At 66.3% G+C, this 18,990-nt stretch carries 19 protein-coding genes and 1 pseudogene; 12 read left to right on the forward strand and 8 right to left on the reverse strand.

The annotated features are described in order from the left end of the window. Window positions 1-127: 127 nt before the first annotated feature. From ASG27_RS06520 to ltaE, 3 genes are all read left to right on the forward strand, one after another. The gene (locus ASG27_RS06520; protein WP_056410025.1) at window positions 128-778 is read left to right on the forward strand and encodes a TetR/AcrR family transcriptional regulator; all 651 of its coding nucleotides are present in this window, start codon (window positions 128-130) and stop codon (window positions 776-778) included. 68 nt (window positions 779-846) lie between these two features. After that, window positions 847-2,097 (forward strand): branched-chain amino acid ABC transporter substrate-binding protein, encoded by a 1,251-nt coding sequence (locus ASG27_RS06525; RefSeq protein WP_156370530.1) that lies wholly within the window; start codon window positions 847-849, stop codon window positions 2,095-2,097. Window positions 2,098-2,206: 109 nt separating this feature from the next. Then, a complete protein-coding gene (ltaE, locus tag ASG27_RS06530; RefSeq protein WP_056410027.1) occupies window positions 2,207-3,277 on the forward strand; it encodes a low-specificity L-threonine aldolase in 1,071 nt (356 codons plus the stop codon). 16 nt (window positions 3,278-3,293) lie between these two features. On the opposite strand, the gene ASG27_RS06535 is transcribed toward ltaE, so the two are convergent. Continuing rightward, window positions 3,294-4,013 carry a YggS family pyridoxal phosphate-dependent enzyme gene (locus tag ASG27_RS06535; RefSeq protein ID WP_056410030.1) on the reverse strand — a complete coding sequence of 240 codons (720 nt, stop codon included), beginning with the start codon at window positions 4,011-4,013 and terminating at the stop codon, window positions 3,294-3,296. A 36-nt stretch (window positions 4,014-4,049) separates the two neighbouring features. On the opposite strand from ASG27_RS06535, the gene ASG27_RS06540 reads away from it, so the two are divergent. The 4 genes from ASG27_RS06540 to ASG27_RS06555 all read left to right on the forward strand — a co-directional run bounded on the left by ASG27_RS06540 (window position 4,050) and on the right by ASG27_RS06555 (window position 8,206). Continuing rightward, window positions 4,050-5,093, forward strand: a complete 1,044-nt coding sequence (locus ASG27_RS06540; RefSeq protein WP_056165066.1) for a type IV pilus twitching motility protein PilT — start codon at window positions 4,050-4,052, stop codon at window positions 5,091-5,093. 207 nt (window positions 5,094-5,300) lie between these two features. Continuing rightward, entirely contained in the window at window positions 5,301-5,936 is a 636-nt protein-coding gene (locus ASG27_RS06545) for a Crp/Fnr family transcriptional regulator (RefSeq protein WP_056165064.1), read from the forward strand. Between the two features lie 76 nt (window positions 5,937-6,012). Continuing rightward, window positions 6,013-7,149, forward strand: a complete 1,137-nt coding sequence (locus tag ASG27_RS06550; RefSeq protein ID WP_056410031.1) for a PilT/PilU family type 4a pilus ATPase — start codon at window positions 6,013-6,015, stop codon at window positions 7,147-7,149. A gap of 142 nt (window positions 7,150-7,291) precedes the next feature. Further along, window positions 7,292-8,206, forward strand: coding sequence for an NAD(P)-dependent oxidoreductase (locus ASG27_RS06555; protein ID WP_056410033.1), 915 nt, complete (start codon window positions 7,292-7,294; stop codon window positions 8,204-8,206). A gap of 293 nt (window positions 8,207-8,499) precedes the next feature. Here ASG27_RS06555 and ASG27_RS06560 read toward each other — a convergent pair whose 3' ends face one another. The 3 genes from ASG27_RS06560 to ASG27_RS06570 form a co-directional block, all read right to left on the reverse strand. After that, window positions 8,500-9,174, reverse strand: coding sequence for a BON domain-containing protein (locus ASG27_RS06560; protein ID WP_056410035.1), 675 nt, complete (start codon window positions 9,172-9,174; stop codon window positions 8,500-8,502). Between the two features lie 17 nt (window positions 9,175-9,191). Further along, window positions 9,192-9,803 carry an SIS domain-containing protein gene (locus tag ASG27_RS06565; protein ID WP_056410037.1) on the reverse strand — a complete coding sequence of 204 codons (612 nt, stop codon included), beginning with the start codon at window positions 9,801-9,803 and terminating at the stop codon, window positions 9,192-9,194. 74 nt (window positions 9,804-9,877) lie between these two features. Continuing rightward, on the reverse strand, window positions 9,878-10,321 hold the full coding sequence (locus ASG27_RS06570) for a YraN family protein (RefSeq protein WP_056410038.1): 444 nt from the start codon (window positions 10,319-10,321) through the stop codon (window positions 9,878-9,880). Between ASG27_RS06570 and rsmI the strand changes: the two genes are divergently transcribed. Then, window positions 10,321-11,274 carry a 16S rRNA (cytidine(1402)-2'-O)-methyltransferase gene (gene rsmI / locus ASG27_RS06575; protein ID WP_056410040.1) on the forward strand — a complete coding sequence of 318 codons (954 nt, stop codon included), beginning with the start codon at window positions 10,321-10,323 and terminating at the stop codon, window positions 11,272-11,274. The two genes, ASG27_RS06570 and rsmI, sit on opposite strands and share 1 nt — an antisense overlap. Before the next feature lie 216 nt (window positions 11,275-11,490). Here rsmI and ASG27_RS06580 read toward each other — a convergent pair whose 3' ends face one another. Both ASG27_RS06580 and ASG27_RS06585 read right to left on the reverse strand, forming a co-directional pair. Continuing rightward, entirely contained in the window at window positions 11,491-12,744 is a 1,254-nt protein-coding gene (locus tag ASG27_RS06580) for an Hsp70 family protein (RefSeq protein ID WP_082485860.1), read from the reverse strand. A gap of 340 nt (window positions 12,745-13,084) precedes the next feature. Next, entirely contained in the window at window positions 13,085-13,579 is a 495-nt protein-coding gene (locus ASG27_RS06585; protein ID WP_156370532.1) for a hypothetical protein, read from the reverse strand. 243 nt (window positions 13,580-13,822) lie between these two features. Between ASG27_RS06585 and ASG27_RS06590 the strand changes: the two genes are divergently transcribed. From ASG27_RS06590 to ASG27_RS06605, 4 genes and pseudogenes are all read left to right on the forward strand, one after another. Then, window positions 13,823-14,164: a hypothetical protein gene (locus ASG27_RS06590; protein WP_056410043.1), complete on the forward strand. Its 342-nt coding sequence runs from the start codon at window positions 13,823-13,825 to the stop codon at window positions 14,162-14,164. A 122-nt stretch (window positions 14,165-14,286) separates the two neighbouring features. Then, entirely contained in the window at window positions 14,287-15,048 is a 762-nt protein-coding gene (locus ASG27_RS06595; RefSeq protein WP_056410046.1) for an SDR family NAD(P)-dependent oxidoreductase, read from the forward strand. Window positions 15,049-15,296: 248 nt separating this feature from the next. Further along, window positions 15,297-16,040, forward strand: a complete 744-nt coding sequence (locus ASG27_RS06600) for a TerC family protein (protein ID WP_056410047.1) — start codon at window positions 15,297-15,299, stop codon at window positions 16,038-16,040. Window positions 16,041-16,179: 139 nt separating this feature from the next. Continuing rightward, window positions 16,180-16,506, forward strand: a pseudogene (locus tag ASG27_RS06605) (tripartite tricarboxylate transporter permease); the annotation flags it as partial. 126 nt (window positions 16,507-16,632) lie between these two features. Here ASG27_RS06605 and ASG27_RS06610 read toward each other — a convergent pair. Both ASG27_RS06610 and ASG27_RS06620 read right to left on the reverse strand, forming a co-directional pair. After that, the gene (locus tag ASG27_RS06610; protein ID WP_162244549.1) at window positions 16,633-17,193 is read right to left on the reverse strand and encodes a hypothetical protein; all 561 of its coding nucleotides are present in this window, start codon (window positions 17,191-17,193) and stop codon (window positions 16,633-16,635) included. Between the two features lie 857 nt (window positions 17,194-18,050). Next, on the reverse strand, window positions 18,051-18,872 hold the full coding sequence (locus tag ASG27_RS06620) for a hypothetical protein (RefSeq protein ID WP_056410055.1): 822 nt from the start codon (window positions 18,870-18,872) through the stop codon (window positions 18,051-18,053). Between the last annotated feature and the right edge of the window lie 118 nt (window positions 18,873-18,990).

Raw genomic sequence — 18,990 nt, forward strand, 5'->3', positions numbered from 1 at the left:
CTGGTTCCTGGCGGCTGCTCAGGGTTTTCGCTGAGTGCCCGCACCCGCCAGCGTCTTGCCAATATATACCGCTCGGTAGAACAATGCTACCCATGGGTATAAGTCAACCGTCGCACAAAGGACAGCCATGAAACAGCAGCCCCCCGTGCAGGCCACCGGCCGGCAAAAGGCCGCCACGGCCGGCTCGGACGAGAAGCGCGAACGCATCCTACGCGCGGCCGAGGCGCTGTTCGATGCGCAGGGCTACGCCAACACGACCATCGAGCAGATCGTGCAGCGGCTGGGCGTGACCAAGCCCTTTGTGTACTACTACTTCCGCAACAAGCAGGAGATCTTCGAGACGCTGTCGTGGGCGCCCGCGGTGGCGTGCTTCACGGCGATGGACTTTGCCGCAGGCGACGACCGCCCTGCCCATGTGAAGGTGACCGAAGGCATCGAGCGGCTGATTCGCGCGACGCTGGCGCACCACCCGTCGGCGTTCTTCCCGTACCGCGAGCCGCAGGTCTACCGGCCCGAGTACCTGGCGGCGCAAAAGGATCTGGCGAACCACTTCTACGACCAGTTGTGCGCGCTGCTCGAACAGGGCCGCGACGACGGCATGTTCGAGTTCAACGACACCAAGATCACCGCGCTGGCCGCGTGCAGCCTGCCCGGCTTTCTCTATAACTGGTACCGGCCCGACGGCCGCCTGTCGCAGGACGAGGTGGCACACGAGCTGGCCCAACTGGCCTGGCGCGTGCTGGGGCTGCGGCGCAGCCGCAAGCGGGACAAGGCATAGCAGCCCACGGCCCCGCGGCGCAGGGCCCTGCAGACGACAGCTTCATAACAACAGGAGACAACGACGCCATGAAAACCGCCTTCCTCACCACCCCGCTGGCCGCTGCCGCAGCCCTGCTGATCGGCACGGCCGCCAGCGCGCAGGAGACCTTCAAGGTCGCCTACATCGACCCGCTGTCGGGACCGTTCGCCAACGTGGGCGAGCTGATGCTCACGCACACGCAGTACGCCATCGAGGACATCAACGCCAAGGGCGGCGTGCTCAAGGGCGTGAAGCTGCAATTGCTGCAGTTCGACAGCAAGCTGTCTGCGCAGGAGAGCCAGAGCGCGCTGCAGGCCGCCATCGACCAGGGGGCCAAGGCCATCGTGACAGGCGGCTCGGGCTCGTCGGTGGTCACCGCGCTGGTGCAGGCTGCGGCGCGCCACAACCAGCGCAACCCGGGCAAGGAGATCCTGGTGCTGAACCACTCCTCCATCGACCCGGAGCTGACGGGCAAGGCATGCAACTTCTGGCACTTCCAGTTCGAGGCGAACACCGCCATGAAGATGAAGGCGATTGCCAACTACATCAAGAAGCAGCCGGACATCAAGAAGGTGTACCTGCTGAACCAGGACTACGCGCACGGCAAGCAGTGGGCGCACTACGGCCGCGAGATGGTGGGCCTGGCGCGGCCCGACGTGCAGTTCGTGGGCGAGGCGCTGCACCCCATCGGCCGCGTGAAGGACTTTGCGCCCTACCTCGCCAAGGTCAAGAGCACCGACGCCGACTCCATCATCACCGGCAACTGGGGGCAGGACATGACGCTGCTGCTGAAAGCCGCGGGTGATGCGGGCTACAACCTGCGCTACTTCAACCACAGCGCGGGCTCCATTCCCGGGACGGTGCTGGCCGTATCGCAGGCCAAGCAAGGCCAGCTGACCTGGGTGGCCGAATGGCACCCGGGCCAGGCCGACACCCCCAAGGTGGATGGCCTTGCCAAGGCCTACAAGGCCAAGACGGGCAAGGACTTCCTTGCGCCGCGCATCGAGATGACGCCGCGCTTTCTGGCCGCCGCGATCCAGAAGGCGCAGTCCACCGACGCGGTGAAGGTGGCGCGCGCCCTGGAAGACCTGACGCTCGACTCCGTGGTGGGCCCGGTGCGCATGCGCGCAGAGGACCACCAGCTGCTGCTGCCGCAGGTGGTCAACACCATCGCGCCAGTGGATGGCAAGACCGTCAAGGTCGGATGGGAGGGCACGAACTACGGCTTCCGCACCGATGCGGCCTACACCGGCAATGAGCTGGCGCAAGGCACGGACTGCAAGATGACCCGGCCTTGACTGCACGGCACATCTGCGCGCGGTAGACCCCACAGCGGCAGCCGCCACAGGCCGCCGCTACCATGGCCGGTCTTTGCATTCATCGACCCGACCCACAAGGACCGCGCCCATGCCCGACTTTCGCAGCGACACCGTCACCCAGCCCACGCCCGCCATGCGCGAGGCCATGTTCAAGGCCCCGCTGGGCGACGATGTGTTTGCCGACGACCCTTCGGTGAACGCGCTGCAGGAGCATGCGGCGCAGTTGCTGGGCTTCGAGGCCGCGCTGTTCGCCCCCTCGGGCACGCAGACCAACCTGATCGCCCTGTGGGGCCACTGCCAGCGCGGCGACGAGGCCATCGTGGGCCAGAGCTGGCACACCTACCGCTGGGAGGCCGGCGGCATGGCGGTGCTGGGCTCCATCCAGCCGCAGCCGGTGGAGACGCAGCCTGACGGCACCTTGCGCATTGCCGACATCGCCGCCGCCATCAAGCCGGACGACCCGCACTTCGCGCGCACCCGCCTCGTGGTGCTGGAGAACACGACCGGCGGCCAGGTGCTGCCGCCCGCCTACATCGCCGAGGTGGCCCAGCTGGCGCGCAGCCGGGGGCTGGCCATGCACCTGGACGGCGCGCGCCTGTTCAACGCCGCCACGGCCAATGCGGCGCGCCACGGCAGCGATGTGTACGACGAGGCGCGTGCGCTGTGCAGCCATTTCGATTCGGCATCGCTGTGCCTGAGCAAGGGGCTGGGGGCGCCGGTCGGCTCGCTGGTGCTGGGCTCGCGCGACTTCATCCGCCAGGCCCGCCGCACCCGCAAGATCCTGGGCGGCGGCATGCGCCAGGCCGGCGTGCTGGCCGCCGCGGGCCACTACGCGCTGGAGCACCACGTGCGCCGCCTGGCCGACGACCACGCGAACCTGGCGCGGCTGGCCCAGGGGCTGAGCGATCTCAACCAGAGCCATCCGGTGCTGCAGGGCAAGATCACGGTCCACCCCTGGCAGACCAACATCCTGTTCACCGACCTGCATGCGGATGTGGCCCCGGCGTTCACGGCCTGGCTGGCGGAGCACGGCGTGCGCGTGACGAGCAGCCTGTACGGCGTCGCCACGCGCCTGCGCTGGGTGGCGCACCTGGACGTGAGCGAGGCGGATGTGACCGCGGCGCTGGACTGCGTGGCGCGGTTCCAGTTGCCAGGCTGATCGACCCTCTCGCGCTTCAGGCGGTGGGGTAAGTCCGCCCGCCGAAAATGCCGGTGCCCACGCGCACCATCGTGCTGCCGGCGTGGATGGCGGCTTCCAGGTCGGCGGTCATGCCCAGGGACAGGGTGTCGAAGTGTTCGAGTCTGGGTTCCTGCAGCGCCGCTATCTGGTCAAAAAGCGCCTTGGCGCCCGCATGAAGGGCGCGCTGCGCTTCGAATTCAGGAGCATGGTCCGGGATGCTCATGATCCCGCGCACCACCAGCCGTGGCAGTTTCGCGACAGCGCGCACCAATTCCAGCGTGTCGGCGGGCGCCACGCCGGACTTGGTGGCGCCGCCGTCGATGTTGACCTGCACGCATATTTGTAACGGCGCCAGGTGCTCCGGCCGCTGGGCCGACAGGCGCTCGGCGATCTTCAGGCGGTCCACCGTGTGAACCCAGTCGAAGTGCTCGGCCACCAGGCGCGTCTTGTTGCTCTGGATGGGGCCGATGCAGTGCCACTGCAGCGCCACGGCGGGCTCCGCAGCGCGCAGGGCGATGATCTTGTCCACGCCTTCCTGGATGTAGTTCTCGCCGAAGTCGCGCTGCCCGGCAGCAACAGCCTCGGTCACCGCGTCGGCGCCGAAGGTCTTGGAAACGGCCAGCAGGAGGACGCTGGCGGGGTCGCGCGAAGCAGCTGTGCACGCCTGCGCCATCCTGCCCAGAACCTGTTGGAGGTTGTTAGCAATCGTGGTCATAATGTTTGACAGCGTATCAAACGATAGAGGGATTCCGTGGACATTACCCAACTGCTCGCTTTCAGCGTCAAGAACAAGGCCTCCGACCTGCACCTTTCAGCCGGTCTGCCGCCCATGATCCGGGTCCACGGGGATGTCCGCCGCATCAATGTCGATGCGCTCGACCACAAGACGGTGCATGCCATGGTGTACGACATCATGAGCGACTCGCAGCGCAAGACGTACGAAGAATTCCTCGAAGTCGACTTCTCGTTCGAGATCGAAGGCCTGGCGCGCTTTCGCGTCAACGCCTTCAACCAGAACCGCGGCGCGGCCGCCGTGTTCCGGACCATTCCTTCCAAGATCCTGACCCTTGAGCAGCTCAACGCGCCCAAGATCTTCGGCGACCTGGCCTTGAAGCCGCGCGGCCTGGTGCTGGTGACCGGCCCCACGGGCTCGGGCAAGTCCACCACGCTGGCCGCCATGGTCAACTACCTGAACGAAACCGAGTACGGCCACATCCTCACGGTGGAGGACCCGATCGAGTTCGTGCACGAATCCAAGAAGTGCCTGATCAACCAGCGCGAAGTCGGCCCGATGACGCTGTCGTTCGCCGCCGCGCTGAAGTCCGCACTGCGCGAAGACCCGGACGCCATCCTGGTGGGCGAAATGCGCGACCTGGAAACCATCCGCCTGGCCATGACGGCTGCGGAAACGGGCCACTTGGTGTTCGGCACGCTGCACACCTCCAGCGCCGCCAAGACCATCGACCGGATCATCGACGTGTTCCCGGCCGAAGAAAAGGAAATGGTCCGCGCGATGCTGTCCGAGTCGCTGCAGGCCGTGATCTCGCAGACGCTGTGCAAGACCAAGGACGGCTCGGGCCGCGTGGCGGCGCACGAGATCATGCTGGGCACCAGCGCCATCCGCAACCTGATCCGCGAAGCCAAGGTGGCGCAGATGTACTCCACCATCCAGACCAGCAACAGCGTGGGCATGCAGACGCTGGACCAGAACCTGACCGACCTGGTCCGCCGCAACATCATCAGCCCGGCCGAAGCGCGTGCCAAGGCCAAGATCCCCGACAACTTCCCCGGCTGAAATGCGACACCCCCTGAGTCGCTTCGCGCCTTCCCCCTCTCTCGCATTGCTGCGCAATGCGGGATGGGGACGCCCCCAGTGCGGCGGGGCGGCCCTTGCACGGGGGCGCTGGCTTGGGCCGCGCCGACTCCGAACGCTCTGCGATCCAGACTTCACCACATTGACAGACGACACGGCGGCGCACAGCGTCGCACTACGGAGCTCACTATGAAAGGCATTCTTGGCCTTCTGAAAATGAAAACCCGCAACGGCAAGCCCGCGGACGACCACACGGATTCCGTGCTGTTCTCCACCGCGTTCGCCGGCCAGGGCGTGGACGACTCGATGCTGGTGCCCTGGGAGGCCCGCGCTGTGGAAGTGGGCGCCAAGCGCCTGCCCACGAGCCGCGGCGGCAAGCTGCTGCAGGGGCTGTGGGCCAAGGACAAGTACATGGCGCACCTGGACAAGGACGCCGTGGAGCGCATGGAGCGCTTCTTCGAGTTCGCCGCCATCCCGTCCAACCGCGATGTGATCCGCCAGGACGAGTACGGTAACTTCATGGTCGTGCTGCTCACCGGCACCATCGCGGTGGACCGCGTGCAGCCCTGGGGCGAGCAGCTGCGCCTGGCCGAGACGCGGCCCGGCGACATCCTGGGCGAAATGTCGCTGCTGGACAGCGGCATCCGCTTTTCGGCCTGCACCACGCTGACCGACTGCGAGATTGCGGTGCTGTCGGCCGAAGCCATGGACGACATGATGACCAAGGACCCGCAACTGGCAGCCAGCCTGATCGCCCTGCTGGCCCGCAAGCTGTCGCTGCGGCTGCGCGTCGTCAGCGCCCGCCTGAGCGACAACCAGAAGTGACACCACCGATGCGCCGACGATTCAACATCATCAACAGTGGCCGTCCCGCGGACGAACACGCCAGGGAGAAAATCTGATGGAACGCGATCAGGCCAGTAAATTCATCAATGACCTGCTCAAGCTGATGGTGAGCCGCAATGGCAGCGACTTGTTCATCACGGCAGACTTCCCGCCCGCGATCAAGGTGGATGGCAAGGTGACCAAGGTCTCGCCGCAGCCGCTCACGCCCGCCCACACGCTGACGCTGGCCCGCTCGGTGATGAGCGACAAGCAGGTGGCCGACTTCGAGCGCACCAAGGAATGCAACTTCGCCATCTCGCCCGCAGGCGTGGGCCGGTTCCGGGTGAACGCGTTCGTGCAGCAGGGGCGCGTGGGCATGGTGATGCGGACGATTCCGCTCACGCTGCCCACCATCGACGGACTGGGCGTGCCGCAGGTGCTCAAGGACGTGACGATGACCAAGCGCGGCCTGTGCATCCTGGTGGGTGCCACGGGCTCGGGCAAGTCGACCACCCTGGCCGCCATGGTGGACTGGCGCAACGAGAACTCGTTCGGCCACATCATCACCGTGGAAGACCCGGTGGAATTCGTGCACCCGCACAAGAACTGCGTGGTCACGCAGCGCGAAGTGGGCCTGGATACCGACAGCTGGGAAGCGGCCCTGAAGAACACGCTGCGCCAGGCGCCCGACGTGATCCTGATGGGCGAAATCCGCGACCGCGAAACCATGGAACATGCCGTGGCGTTTGCCGAAACCGGCCACTTGTGCCTGGCCACGCTGCACGCCAACAGCGCCAACCAGGCGCTGGACCGGATCATCAACTTCTTCCCCGAAGAGCGCCGCCCGCAACTGCTGATGGACCTGTCGCTCAACCTGCGCGCCATGGTGTCGCAGCGCCTGATTCCCAAGCAGGACGGCAAGGGCCGGGCTGCGGCCGTGGAGATCATGCTGAACACGCCGCTGATCTCGGATCTGATCTTCAAGGGCGATGTCCACGAGATCAAGGAGATCATGAAGAAGAGCCGCAACCTGGGCATGCAGACCTTCGACCAGGCGCTGTTCGACCTGTACGAGGCCAACATGATCACCTACGAGGACGCGCTGCGCAACGCCGATTCGCTGAACGACCTGCGCCTGCAGATCAAGCTCAACAGCCAGCGTGCCAAGTCGCCGGACCTGGCGCAGGGTACCGAGCATTTCGCGATTGTTTGAAGCCCCCTGAGTCGCCTGCGGCGCCATCCCCCTCAGGGGGACGCCACCGGTGGGCGGGCAAAGCCCGCTCCACGGTGGCCCTGGCAAGTGCACGCCCATCGCGGGCTTTTCGTTTTTTTGATCCACCCATTTCTGTATTCACATGCCAAGTACCAACCCCCGCAACTACGACGCCCCCCCTTCCCGCAAGGTCGCCTTCCTGGGCCTGGGGGTGATGGGCTATCCGATGGCCGGACACCTCGCGCTGGCGGGGCATGAGGTCACGGTGTACAACCGCACCGCTACCAAATCGATAGCTTGGTGCGCAGAGTACGCGAGCGCTACAGACCCAAAACATGCACCCACGCCGCGCGAGGCGGCGGCCGGGGCGGACATCGTGTTCTGCTGCGTGGGCAATGACGATGACCTGCGCTCCGTGACGCTCGGTGCCGACGGTGCGTTTGCGGGCATGAAGCCGGGCGCGGTCTTCGTGGACCACACCACCGCGTCGGCCGAGGTGGCGCGCGAGCTGTATGCCGCCGCCAAGGCGCAGGGCCTGCAGTTTGTCGATGCGCCCGTGTCGGGCGGCCAGGCCGGTGCGCAGAACGGGCAGCTCACGGTGATGTGCGGTGGCGACGCCGACGCATTCAACACCGCCCAGCCCGTGGCCGCGGCGTTTGCCCGCGCCTTCACGCTGCTGGGCGACAGCGGCGCGGGCCAGCTGGCGAAGATGGTCAACCAGATCTGCATCGCCGGGCTGGTGCAGGGCCTGTCCGAGGCCGTGGCCTTTGGCCAGAACGCGGGCTTGGACATGAAGCAGGTGCTGGACGTGATCGGCAAGGGCGCGGCCCAGAGCTGGCAGATGGACAACCGCGGCAAGACCATGGTGGACGACAAGTTCGACTTCGGCTTTGCGGTGGACTGGATGCGCAAGGACCTGGGCCTGGTGCTGGACGAGGCCAAGCGCAACGGCTCGCGCGTGCCGGTGACGGCGCTGGTGGACCAGTTCTATGCCGACGTGCAGAAGATGGGCGGCAACCGCTGGGATACGTCGAGCCTGGTCAAGCGGCTGAAATAACTCCCCCCTGAGTCGCCTGCGGCGCCTCGGTGGCACGCGCCGCAGGCGCGGCCTCTTCGGCCTGTCCAAGCCTGCGCAGGCAGGCTTGGAGCCGCGGGCCTCAGCCCCCGAGGGGGGACACACCCGGTGGCCCGGCGGAGCCGGTTCCACGGGTGCGCTGGCTTGTGCAGCGCCAGTTTCACAGCACGGCGCGCAGGGTCGTCGCCAAGAAAAGAATCCCGGCCGCGTGTTGCGCGCCGGGATTTCTTTTTTAGTCAGAGGTCGTGCAGGCTGGCACGCCCGCCTGCTGATCTTCAGCCGCCTGCAGGCCGGGTGTTGTCCGTGGTGACGGGCGCGGGCTGCGGGGCGATGCGGCGCAGTTCTTCTTCCGAGACAATCTCGAACACGCGCACCACCTTGGTCACGCCGCTCACGCCGCGCGCGATGTCGGAGGCGCGGGTGGCTTCGCGCTGCGACACGCGGCCCATCAGGTAGACGATGCCGCGCTCGGTCACCACCTTGAAGGAGTTGGCCGAGATGTCCTTGGCGTCCACCAGACTGGCGCGGACCTTGCCGGTGATGAAGGTGTCGTTGGAGCGCTGGCTCAGCGTGGTGGTGGGCATGACGGCCAGGTCGTTGACCACCGAGCGGGTGTTCTCCACCTGCGAGACGATCTGCTCCACGGTCTGCCGGTCCTGGGCGCTGGCCACTTCGCCGGTCAGCAGGGCCTGGCGGTTGTAGCTGGTTACGTTGACGTGCGCGCGGTCGCCCAACGTTTCGCGGATGCGGGCGGCAGCGCGCAGTTCGATGCCTTCGTCCTCGATCTGCGTGCCGGCCGTGCGGCGGTCGATTGCCATAACGCCACCGACCATCGCGCCGCCGACGATCAGCGGTGCGCAGGCCGACAGGCCCGCAGCCAGGGCGGCTGTGGCGAGCACGGTGCATACGGCACGGGACGCGCGCGATGCACGGCGAAGGGTCGGGTTCATGGTCGTCGTCGTTTGCGTCATAGCGGAATCTCCTGTTCACCAAGTAACTGGGCGTCCACGCCGTCGCTCAGGCAGTGCAGCACCAGGGCATGAACTTCGCGCACACGCGCGGCGCGGTCGTGGGGGACGCTGATCAACACATCGGTCTCGCGCAGCAGCGCCGCCAGCTTGCCGCCCGTGCGGCCGGTGAGGGCCACCACGGTCATGTCGCGCTCGTGCGCGGCCTCGGTGGCGGCGATCAGGTTGGCATCGTTGCCGGTGGCCGAGAGCAGCAGCAGCACGTCGCCCGCCTGGCCGAGCGCGCGCACCTGGCGGGCGAACTGCTGCGTGGCGTCGTGCACCGCCCCCGCGCCGACGGCGGCCGAGGTGAGCAAAGTGCTGTCGGACGAGAGGGCCAGCGCGGCCAGCTCCGGGCGTTCGCGCTCGAAGCCGGTGACGCAGAAGGCGGCGAACTGCTGGGCTTCGGCGGCCGAGGGGCCGTTGCCGCAGGCCAGGACCTTGCCGCCGCTGGTCACGCAGGCCAGGATGGCCTGCACGGCGGCGGCGATGGGGTGGCTCAGGGCTTGCGCGGCCTGGTACTTCAGGTCGGCGCTGTCGATGAAATGCTGTTGGATGCGTTGCTCAAGCATGAGGGCCCGATGATACCCGCCGCGTGTTACAGCTTTTGTAGCAAACCGTTGCCGCCTGCCGTGGCCTGCAAGTGCTACTGTGCATCGAACGCCGCCTTGATCCACTGCACCGTGCCCTCCAGCAGCACCACGTCGAACCGGCACGGCGGCGGCGATGGCAGGCGCAACAGGTAGTGGCGCGCCGCAAAGACGATGCGCTGCTGCTTGGCGGCGCTGATGCTCGCGCCCGCGCCGCCGAAGGACGTGCTGGCGCGGCTGCGCACCTCCACGAACACCAGCGTGCCGTCCCGATCGCGCATGATGAGGTCGATCTCGCCCCCGCCGCGGCCGGGCGTCCGATAATTGCGCACCACGAGCTGCAGGCCCTGCGCCTGCAGGTACGCCAGGGCCCGGTCTTCTGCCGCATTGCCGCGCTCGCGCGTGGTGGTGCTGGCGGTCGCCGTGGCTGTGGTGCCCACAGCGCGGCCGGGCGCCACAGGCGTGGCCGCAGCAGACTTCTTTCTTCCAAGGAAATTCATTGAGCGCTTCTTTCGCTTCAGCCCAGAGCGCCGCGCATGAGGCAGCGGCTGCGCAGCATTATCCGCAGGGCGCGCTGTACGTGGTGGCCACGCCCATCGGCAACCTGGCGGACATCACGCTGCGCGCGCTGCACGTGCTGCAGCTGGTGGACGCCGTGGCCTGCGAGGACACGCGCCACACGCAGTCGCTGCTGCGCGCCTACGGCATCGACAAGAACTCCGGTCAGCTGCTGGCCGTGCACCAGCACAACGAGGCCGAGGCCGCGCAGGCCGTGGTGCAGCGGCTGCAGCAAGGCCAGCGCGTGGCCTACGTGAGCGACGCCGGCACCCCGGGCGTGAGCGACCCCGGCGCGCGCCTGGTGGCCGCCGTGCAGGCCGCCGGGCTGCGGGCCGTGCCCCTGCCGGGCGCGAGCAGCGTGACCACGGCGCTGAGCGTGGCGGGTGCGGTGGCGCACAGCACCGAGCACGGCGGCTTTGTGTTTGCGGGTTTTCTGCCGGTCAAGAATGCAGAGCGGGCCGCCGTTATCCACAAGCAGCTGGCCGGCGAGCCCCGCTGCGTGTTGCTGCTGGAGGCCCCGCACCGCATCGGCGAACTGGCCACCGCCCTGGCCGTGCTGGGCGACCGCCCGGTGACGCTGGCGCGCGAGCTGACCAAGCAGTTCGAGGAAGTGACGACCCAGCCCGCGCACGCCCTGGCGGCCTGGCTGGACGGCGGGCCGCAGCGCTCGCGCGGCGAGTTCGTCGTGCTGCTGCACCCGGTGCCCGTGGCGGCCGACGACGGCGACAGCCTGCGCGTGCTGCGCCTGCTGGTGCAGGAGCTGCCCCTGAAGACCGCCGTGCGGCTGGCGGCCGAGATCACAGGCGCATCGCGCAACGTGCTGTACGACACGGCGCTGGCGTGGAAGCGCGGCGATGCAGCGGGTGTTGAAGACAGCGAAGAGCCGGCAGACTGAATATGGCCTGCATCCAGCATGAAAATGGCCTCTACCGCTTGATAGACAAGCGCTAGCAGCTATAACTTTAGTAGCAAATGGATTCCGGCAGGGACGCCGCCCACGGTGCGGCTGCACCCCGTGCCGCGCGCACCTCGCAACGGCCCGATCGCTGAGCTAGCTGGACCCACTGGATCAACTCGATTCAGCGCATCGGCTCACCAACAACCCAGCCTCTCAGCGCGACACGGCCAGGCCTGCCGCCACCCCGCCGAACAAGTCTCCCTCCACCTGCGGCGTGTCCGGAAACGCCTCCCTGAGCGCCTGCCGCAGCGGCCGCAGCGCGGACGAGCCGCCCGTCAGGTAGATGGCGTCCACGCCCTGCGGGCCCAGGCCCGCCTGCTGCACGCAGTCGTGCGCGCAGGCCACCACCTGGGCCAGCGGCTGGGCCAGAAACTGCGACAACCCCTGGGGCGTGACCGCGGCCTGCAGCCCGCGCTCGATCCAGTCGAGCGGCATGGGCGCCTCGGCGTCGGCCAGGGACGCCGCGATCTTGGCCTGCTCCACCGTGTCGGCCATGCGGTGGCCCAGGCGTTCGCGCAGCACGTACATCAGGCGCTCGTACAGGCGCGGGTCCGCGTAGTCGGTGCGCAGGCTCTGCGCGTCGCGCAGCGCCTTGGGCGAGTACAGCCACTGGATCAGGTGCCAGGTCGACAAATCGAAGAACACGCGGCTGGGCACCTCGCGCCCCGAGGGCCCGGTGTGGCGAAAGCCCAGCAGCGGCATCAGCAGGTCCAGGCTGAGGCGGCGGTCGAAGTCCGTGCCGCCCACGTGCACGCCGGTGGTGGCCAGCACGTCGCCGCTGCGGTCGGGCCGCGCAAAGCGGTCCGGCCCCAGCCGCACCACGGTGAAGTCGGACGTACCGCCGCCGATGTCCACCACCAGCACGATGGATTCGCGGGCTATGCGCTGCTCATAGTCGAGCGCGGCGGCGATGGGCTCCAGCTGGAACGACACCTCGGAAAACCCCGCGTCCACCGCGGCCTGGCGCAGCGCGGCCTCGGCCTGCTGGTCGCGCTCGGCATCGTCGTCCACGAAGTGCACCGGCCGCCCCATCACCACGCGCGCGGGCATGCCGCCCAGGTCGTCGCAGGCCTTGCCCACCAGCATGCGCAAAAACAGGCTGATGACGTCCTGGTAGCTCACCAGCTTGTCGTGCACCACGGTCTTGTCCTGCAGCAGCGCGCTGCCCAGCAGGCTCTTGAGCGAGCGCATCAACCGCCCCTCGGTGCCCGCCAGGTACTGCGCCACCGCGTCCCGCCCGAAGTGGGTGCGGTGGTCCTCACCGTTGAAGAACAGCGCCGTGGGCAGCGCGCGCGCCTCGCCCTCCAGCGCGATCATCCGGGCCGGGCCCGTGCCCTGGCGCACCGCCATCGCGGAGTTGGACGTGCCGAAGTCGATACCGAGGGTGGTGTCCTGCAAAAGACGCATGGTCATGAAAATAGGGCAATGAAAGAACGCTTGCAGCAGCAGCACGCGCTCACACACGCTCGGAACCTGCAGACGAAAAAATGAAGAATGGAGGATGAAAAACGGGGCACCGAGCCCCGTGGCTGCCGACCCATGGGCGGCACACCCCAGGCAGTGCTTGCGCAACGTCGGGCCGAAATGATAGTGGCGCCCGCAGCGAGTGCGGCGCAAACACCGGCAAAGGGCCTGGATTCTCCACCATCCGGCGCACACCCGGGCGGTCACCCGGGCGGTCACCGCCGCGGGCTGCAACGGACTGGTGCGCCGGCCCCTCAGCGTGGGTATCGACGGGGGGTGCCGCTCAAGGGCAGTCCCCGACGCGCTGGAACGCCTGGCCCGAGCCCACCATCGGCTCTGTGGGCGCGCCGGGTGCCGCATGCACCTGCCGCCCGACGGTGGCCAGGAAAGTGCCCGGCGCCACCTCCGAGATGGCGATCACGCCGATGATGGGCCGCTTGCTCTGCGCATGATCGCCGCAGTGGTGCGACAGGGCCAGGCCCCGCGCGTCGAGCTTCACGCCCACCATCTCGCAGGATTTGAGGGGTGCCGCGAAGTAGGTGCCGCGCCCCACCAGATAGGCATTCATCCGGTCCATGCACACGCGGCGCGGGCCCGAGGCGCCCGAAGCCTTGGGGGCGCCGTCCACCAGGTCGAAGTCCACGAACTCGTAGAGCCCTGGAGGGAATTTCGCATCCCACTGCCGAAACTGGTCCGGTGTGGGCAACCCCTGCGCTGACGCCAGCGGCGCCGCGGCGGCGATCAACACGGTGGCTATCAAAAGGGTCGATGGACGCATGGCTTCTTTTCCTGTCGGTCGGTCGATGGGTATGTTGGCAGGCTGCCGGTTGGCTCGTCGGTGGTGTTCGGGGATCGCCCGCTCGGCCCGCCCAGCGCCGCAGGGGGCCACACTACAAGCTCCCAGGCCGTTCCGGCCAACCGCACTCCAAAATCGAAGTGATGGCTCGCATCAGCGCCGACCGCTGTGCATGGCAGGGCGCCTCATGCACCATGGCGGGTTTGTCATCCTTCACCGCCCACCATGAAACTCGCTGCCGTCATCACCACCCTGTCCCTGGCCGCCACCTGCGCGCACGCGCAGTCCAAGCAGGACTTTCAGGCCGCACTCGACCGCGAGATGCATGTCATCGACGCGGCCACGGTGGCCACCTGCAGCGCCCTGCACCCGGACCTGGCCCAGGACATCGACAAGAACTGGCGCCAGAACCTCGCCGCGCTGTCGGCCGACCTTACCGAGTACCGCAAGACCGACGCCTTTGCCAAGGCGAAGGCCAAGTACGAGCAGGAACAAACCCTCGAAGCCAGAAAGCCCGCGAACCAGAAGGTGTTTCAAGGCACCTGCAAGGCGATGGCCGGGCGATAGCGACGTCTGCGGGCGCCCAGCGCCGTGTGCGGCATGATGCCGGCACCTCTGGCGCGCCGGTGCTGCCAGAGACCCGGCCCGCTGACCCAGGGCCACGGCGCCCCCAACCCGAGGATTGCCCCATGACCGCCCCTTCGACACCCCACACCCCGCTGCGCGTGGCCCTGGTGACCGGCTCCACATCGGGCATCGGCGCCGCCATTGCGCGCAGGCTCCGCCGCGAGGGCTATGCGGTGGTCCTGCACTCCCGCAGCTCGGCCGACACGGGGCGCGCCATGGCCGCCGAGCTGGTGCAGGCAACGTATGTGCAGGCGGACCTGGCGCTCGAAGCCGACCGAATCCGGCTGGTCGACGAGGCCATGGGCGCCTGGGGGCAGCTCGACGTGCTGGTCAACAACGCCGGCATCAGCCGCGTCATCCCGCACGGCGACCTGGCGGCGGCCACGTCGGCGGTGTGGCATGAGCTGCACGAGGTCAATGTCGTGGCGCCCTTTCACCTCGTCGCCCTGGCCGAGCCCGCCCTGCGCGCGGCGGCGCAGCGTGGCCGCGCGGGCAGCGTCGTCAACATCAGCTCGCACGCAGGCGTGCGCCCCAAGGGTGCGTCCATTCCGTATGCGGTGAGCAAGGCGTCGCTCAACCACCTGACCCGCCTGCTGGCCCTGTCGCTCGGGCCGGACATCCGCGTCAACGCCGTGGCGCCTGGCCTGGTCGACACGCCGCTCACGGCCGACTGGACCGCCGCGCAGGCCCTGTGGCGCGAACGCGCCCCCATGCACCGCGCGGCCAGCCCCGACGACATCGCCCACGCCGTGGCGATGCTGGTGGCCTCGGACTATCTGACCGGGGAAGTGCTGCTGTCGGACGGTGGCTTGAACCTGACGTGAGGCCAGCGGGGCCGCACCCGCACCCGCGGCAACCGGGCCACCGGGCCACCGGGCTGCCAAGTAGGACGGCATCCATTGTGTGCAGCGGCGGCCCGCGCGCGCACCGCCAGCGCGGGTTGCGATTTAAGATGCGCGCGTTTCCCGCCCGCGGGAAACAGCGAGCGGCCATGGAGCCCACGCACGCCTGCACAGCAGGGATGCGATGCAGGCTGGAGCCGACCGGTATCCCCTCACTACAGCTGCACACCATGGACTACCTGCAAACGCTCGCGGCCGACCCCGCCGCCTGGATCGCCCTGGCCACCCTCATTGCGATGGAGGTGGTGCTGGGGATCGACAACCTGATCTTCATCTCCATCCTCACCAACAAGCTGCCCGAGAAGGACCGCGCCCGCGCGCGCAACATCGGCATCGGGGCTGCACTGGTCATGCGGCTGGCGTTGCTGGGCACCATCGCCTTCATCGTCGGCCTGACCGAAACGGTGTTCACTCTCTTCGGCAAAGGCTTCTCCTGGCGCGACGTGATCCTGATCGCCGGGGGCCTCTTCCTGGTCTGGAAGGCCACCAAGGAAATCCACCACAGCGTGGACCCCGACCCCGGCCCCGACGTGTTCACCCCGCAAGGCCCGGGCCTGACCACGGCGGCAGCCATCGGGCAGATCCTGATGCTGGATCTGGTGTTCTCCATCGACAGCATCATCACGGCGGTGGGCATGACGCCCCACATCCCCATCATGGTGATCGCGATCCTGGTCACCGTCGCCGTGATGCTGTTCGCCGCCACGCCGCTGGCCAACTTCATCCAGGCCAACCCCACCATCGTGATGCTGGCGCTGGGCTTTCTGCTCCTGATCGGCACCACGCTGATCGCGGAAGGCTTTGGCGCGCCGATCCCCAAGGGCTACATCTACGCAGCGATGGCGTTCTCAGCGCTGGTCGAGGTGCTCAATATGGTGTCGCGCCGGGCGCGGCAGCGGCGCTCCGCGAAGTAACGACCGGGCCGCGCTGCGCAGCGTTGCGTTGCGTTGCAGTGCAGTGCAGTGCAGTGGGGCAATCAGCCCCCATTGCCCCGTTGCGGCACACCGGCCGGGTTAGTTGTCGAACCCGCCCCGGTACCCCGCACTGCTCGGCTCAACGATGTCGCTGGCCGCCTCCGCAGTGCCCATGGCCGAGCTGGCATTCAGGTTCGGGCCGGCGGAATACTTCTCGCTGATGGTTGCGGGCTTGTCGGTGCGGCCGTGCTCGCCCCGGGCTCGCTGCTAGAAAGCCGTGGGCATGATCCTTCCGGGCCTGGTGCTGGGGCTGGCGGGCACGGACGGCAACTCCGGCACGGCCCGCTATTCCTTCAGCGTGCCGGAACTCACCGACGGCCTCCACTTCGTGGCCCTGGCGATGGGCGTCTTCGGCTTTACGGAAATCGCCGCCAACGTCGAGCAGTGCGAGCACTGCGAGACCTTCGGAAGAAAGCCTGCGCGGGGCCCTGCTGCTCTCGCGCGGCGAGATCAAAGCCCTTGCCTCAGCCCGCACAACTAGAGACTTGGCCCGGCTTGCCGGGACAAGTCCTCTCGATGGAATGGATAGGCATCAGTTGTATGGATCAGTGAAAACAACGCGTGACCCACTCTCCATCGCTCTCTTCATGAAATTGGACCCCTTCTCGACATCGAGGCATACGTTGACGCGTTTGGCCTCATTGAGCAGGATGTGGAAAGCCGGGCCGAGCCCTAGTGGATCATCAACAGACTCGCGCGGTTGCGCCCCCGATTGCAGCCAGCTGAACTCCGCTTTAACCCATTTCAGTACTGCTTGTTGCTCTTCTCCGGACAGCGGCACCAACTGCTCGATCTCAGTGACCGTGTACTCGTCGTTCGACAGAGGCCTGAACTCTCCGAGTGGCTTCTCGTGAAGAAATATCTCCGGAAAAGCTGCATCGGGATTGGACCTGATGAACTCGACGAACTTGTCATACGCTGGATCTTGGTTGAACTTCACCACGCGACGCTGCTTCAGATTGACAAGAATGCATGAGCCCGTTCCAGAGTCGGTAGGTGTTTCGAGGAAGCCGAGTTGGCGATACCGATCAATGTGATCTTGCATAGTGATGACGAATTCCCCTTGATGTCTAACGTCGGAGTTGACCGGCACTCAGTGGCATTGCGCCGCGAGGCGTATGCTCACCAGGACGCGTCGCGGCGCAATGCCGCTGCGTGTCCGCGTCGAACGACCTGTTATGCCGCTCGTTGGACATGGGCCAACGTCTGGTCAATTGCTTTGATGAGTTCTGTTTTCACCTGACTCGCCTCTTTATCAGTCCAATCTTTTCGAAGTAGCGTCAAAACTGTCTCGGTTAGGTGCGCGTACTCTGGGAAATTCCTTAGCTCATACACGTACGCGATTTGGCTCGTGAGCTTCATGATGCCGCGTTCGTTTGTTCCCGAGCTGATGCTGTGCACTAGTACGTGATAGGTCTGAAACCTCGCAGCCTTAAGCTCAGTGTCGCGGATCGTCAACCATCGACGAGCTGAGAATGCCAACGAGATTAGAGGGATGACGAACGCGCCGAGCGTCGCCCACACCGCTAGATCATTTAACGTCAAAAAAACTCCTTGCGGCATAACGTGATGTATCTCGCAAAACATGCGGGATCAGCTGGACGGTGCCGGATGTTCGGGACACTGATTCTTCCTGGAAGCGGCATGCAGCCAGGGCTTGGGGTCAGTGCGCAGTTCAAAAGCACATGTATAAAATTTCCGCCACACCTGGCAGGCATCAACTCAGCAAACTATAGCTTGCCGCAGGCCCGCACCGGACACTTAGACCGCGCGGTTTGGACTGCGAGCCAGCGGGTACCGAATCTACGGTAGCTTTGGGGTAGTTTTTCCTAGTGCGGTTTCGGGCCCGTTGCAGCCGGTCATGACGCTGAACTCAGCGGTCACGATGGAATGGACTGAGTGGTCACCAGTTAACGGCATCCACCGTTGGCTCTCCGGTTGAGCAAGGGGTTAGGCCTCCGGTTTTCCAACCGTTCCCTTGAGCGCTTCAAGTGCCTTTGCAGCCGCCTTCAGCTTCTCATTCCTTTCGTGAGCCTTTAGCAAGTCGTCGAGTGTCAGCTCAATGGCTAGCTTCACTGCAGGAAAGGCGTCGAGACATTGTTTCTCGGTAAGGGTGTGAACGCCGACACTCAGTATTCCGTATAGGCCGCGATTCTTAACCAAGAAATCAGGAAGATAGTTGGCAAGAAGGGTGATTCGCTCTTCCATACGGGCGCGTATGTAAGCATCATCAGACCAGTCAGGTTCCGCCGACGCTGCAAGACGCGCTTGATCAATAAGCCACTCGAAGACCCGACGGAGATAGACGAATGCGCCGACGCCGACTCCGTGAGTGGCAAGGCCGACACCTCTAACCAACTCGCGGTGGCGTTCTTGGCCCAACACTGGGCGGTACTTCTTGAGGTCGGGTGTGGCTATGTCGGCGAGCGAAGGCGATTGGCCGATTTTTTGGATCACGCCCTTGTGAGCGCGGAAGATGAAGTCGGCTCGATGGCTGCCATCTCGCGAGCACACGAATGGCAGCGAGAAGATGTGATTGCGCGCATGGGAGGTGTCTTGGTACTTTGCCTCGCGGGCGAGCCTGAAGACGCTGTGCGAGCCGCACTCCGGGCAGAAGAAGTCCAAGGTTCCTTTGAAGTGCTCGATGGAGAAGAAGCCGCCGCTGCTCTCGTAGTCGAAGCGATAGGGGTCGTAGAGGGGAACTGCCAGACAGAACTGTTCTGGGGAGGGCAGGTCATCAGCCTCGGGTTTTGGCTTCTTTTCGCTGGGCATGGTGGCAGAGGTGTTTCGTAGGCCTGAGGTGATTTATCCCGCAAAACCTGCGGGATAAATTGGACTGTGCGGGATATTCTGGATACTGGTACCTCCTGAAAGCGGCTTACAGCTCGCG

The organism is Acidovorax sp. Leaf191, from assembly GCF_001424425.1.
In the GTDB taxonomy this organism is placed as follows: Bacteria; Pseudomonadota; Gammaproteobacteria; order Burkholderiales; family Burkholderiaceae_C; genus Acidovorax.

Coding starts and splice junctions, on each gene's coding strand:
- ASG27_RS06520 (WP_056410025.1), top strand. CDS start 128: ATGAAACAGCAGCCCCCCGTGCAGGCCACCGGCCGGCAAAAGGCCGCC.
- ASG27_RS06525 (WP_156370530.1), top strand. CDS start 847: ATGAAAACCGCCTTCCTCACCACCCCGCTGGCCGCTGCCGCAGCCCTG.
- ltaE (WP_056410027.1), top strand. CDS start 2,207: ATGCCCGACTTTCGCAGCGACACCGTCACCCAGCCCACGCCCGCCATG.
- ASG27_RS06535 (WP_056410030.1), bottom strand. CDS start 4,013: ATGACCACGATTGCTAACAACCTCCAACAGGTTCTGGGCAGGATGGCG.
- ASG27_RS06545 (WP_056165064.1), top strand. CDS start 5,301: ATGAAAGGCATTCTTGGCCTTCTGAAAATGAAAACCCGCAACGGCAAG.
- ASG27_RS06550 (WP_056410031.1), top strand. CDS start 6,013: ATGGAACGCGATCAGGCCAGTAAATTCATCAATGACCTGCTCAAGCTG.
- ASG27_RS06555 (WP_056410033.1), top strand. CDS start 7,292: ATGCCAAGTACCAACCCCCGCAACTACGACGCCCCCCCTTCCCGCAAG.
- ASG27_RS06560 (WP_056410035.1), bottom strand. CDS start 9,174: ATGAACCCGACCCTTCGCCGTGCATCGCGCGCGTCCCGTGCCGTATGC.
- ASG27_RS06565 (WP_056410037.1), bottom strand. CDS start 9,803: ATGCTTGAGCAACGCATCCAACAGCATTTCATCGACAGCGCCGACCTG.
- ASG27_RS06570 (WP_056410038.1), bottom strand. CDS start 10,321: ATGAATTTCCTTGGAAGAAAGAAGTCTGCTGCGGCCACGCCTGTGGCG.
- ASG27_RS06580 (WP_082485860.1), bottom strand. CDS start 12,744: ATGCGTCTTTTGCAGGACACCACCCTCGGTATCGACTTCGGCACGTCC.
- ASG27_RS06585 (WP_156370532.1), bottom strand. CDS start 13,579: ATGCGTCCATCGACCCTTTTGATAGCCACCGTGTTGATCGCCGCCGCG.
- ASG27_RS06590 (WP_056410043.1), top strand. CDS start 13,823: ATGAAACTCGCTGCCGTCATCACCACCCTGTCCCTGGCCGCCACCTGC.
- ASG27_RS06595 (WP_056410046.1), top strand. CDS start 14,287: ATGACCGCCCCTTCGACACCCCACACCCCGCTGCGCGTGGCCCTGGTG.
- ASG27_RS06600 (WP_056410047.1), top strand. CDS start 15,297: ATGGACTACCTGCAAACGCTCGCGGCCGACCCCGCCGCCTGGATCGCC.
- ASG27_RS06620 (WP_056410055.1), bottom strand. CDS start 18,872: ATGCCCAGCGAAAAGAAGCCAAAACCCGAGGCTGATGACCTGCCCTCC.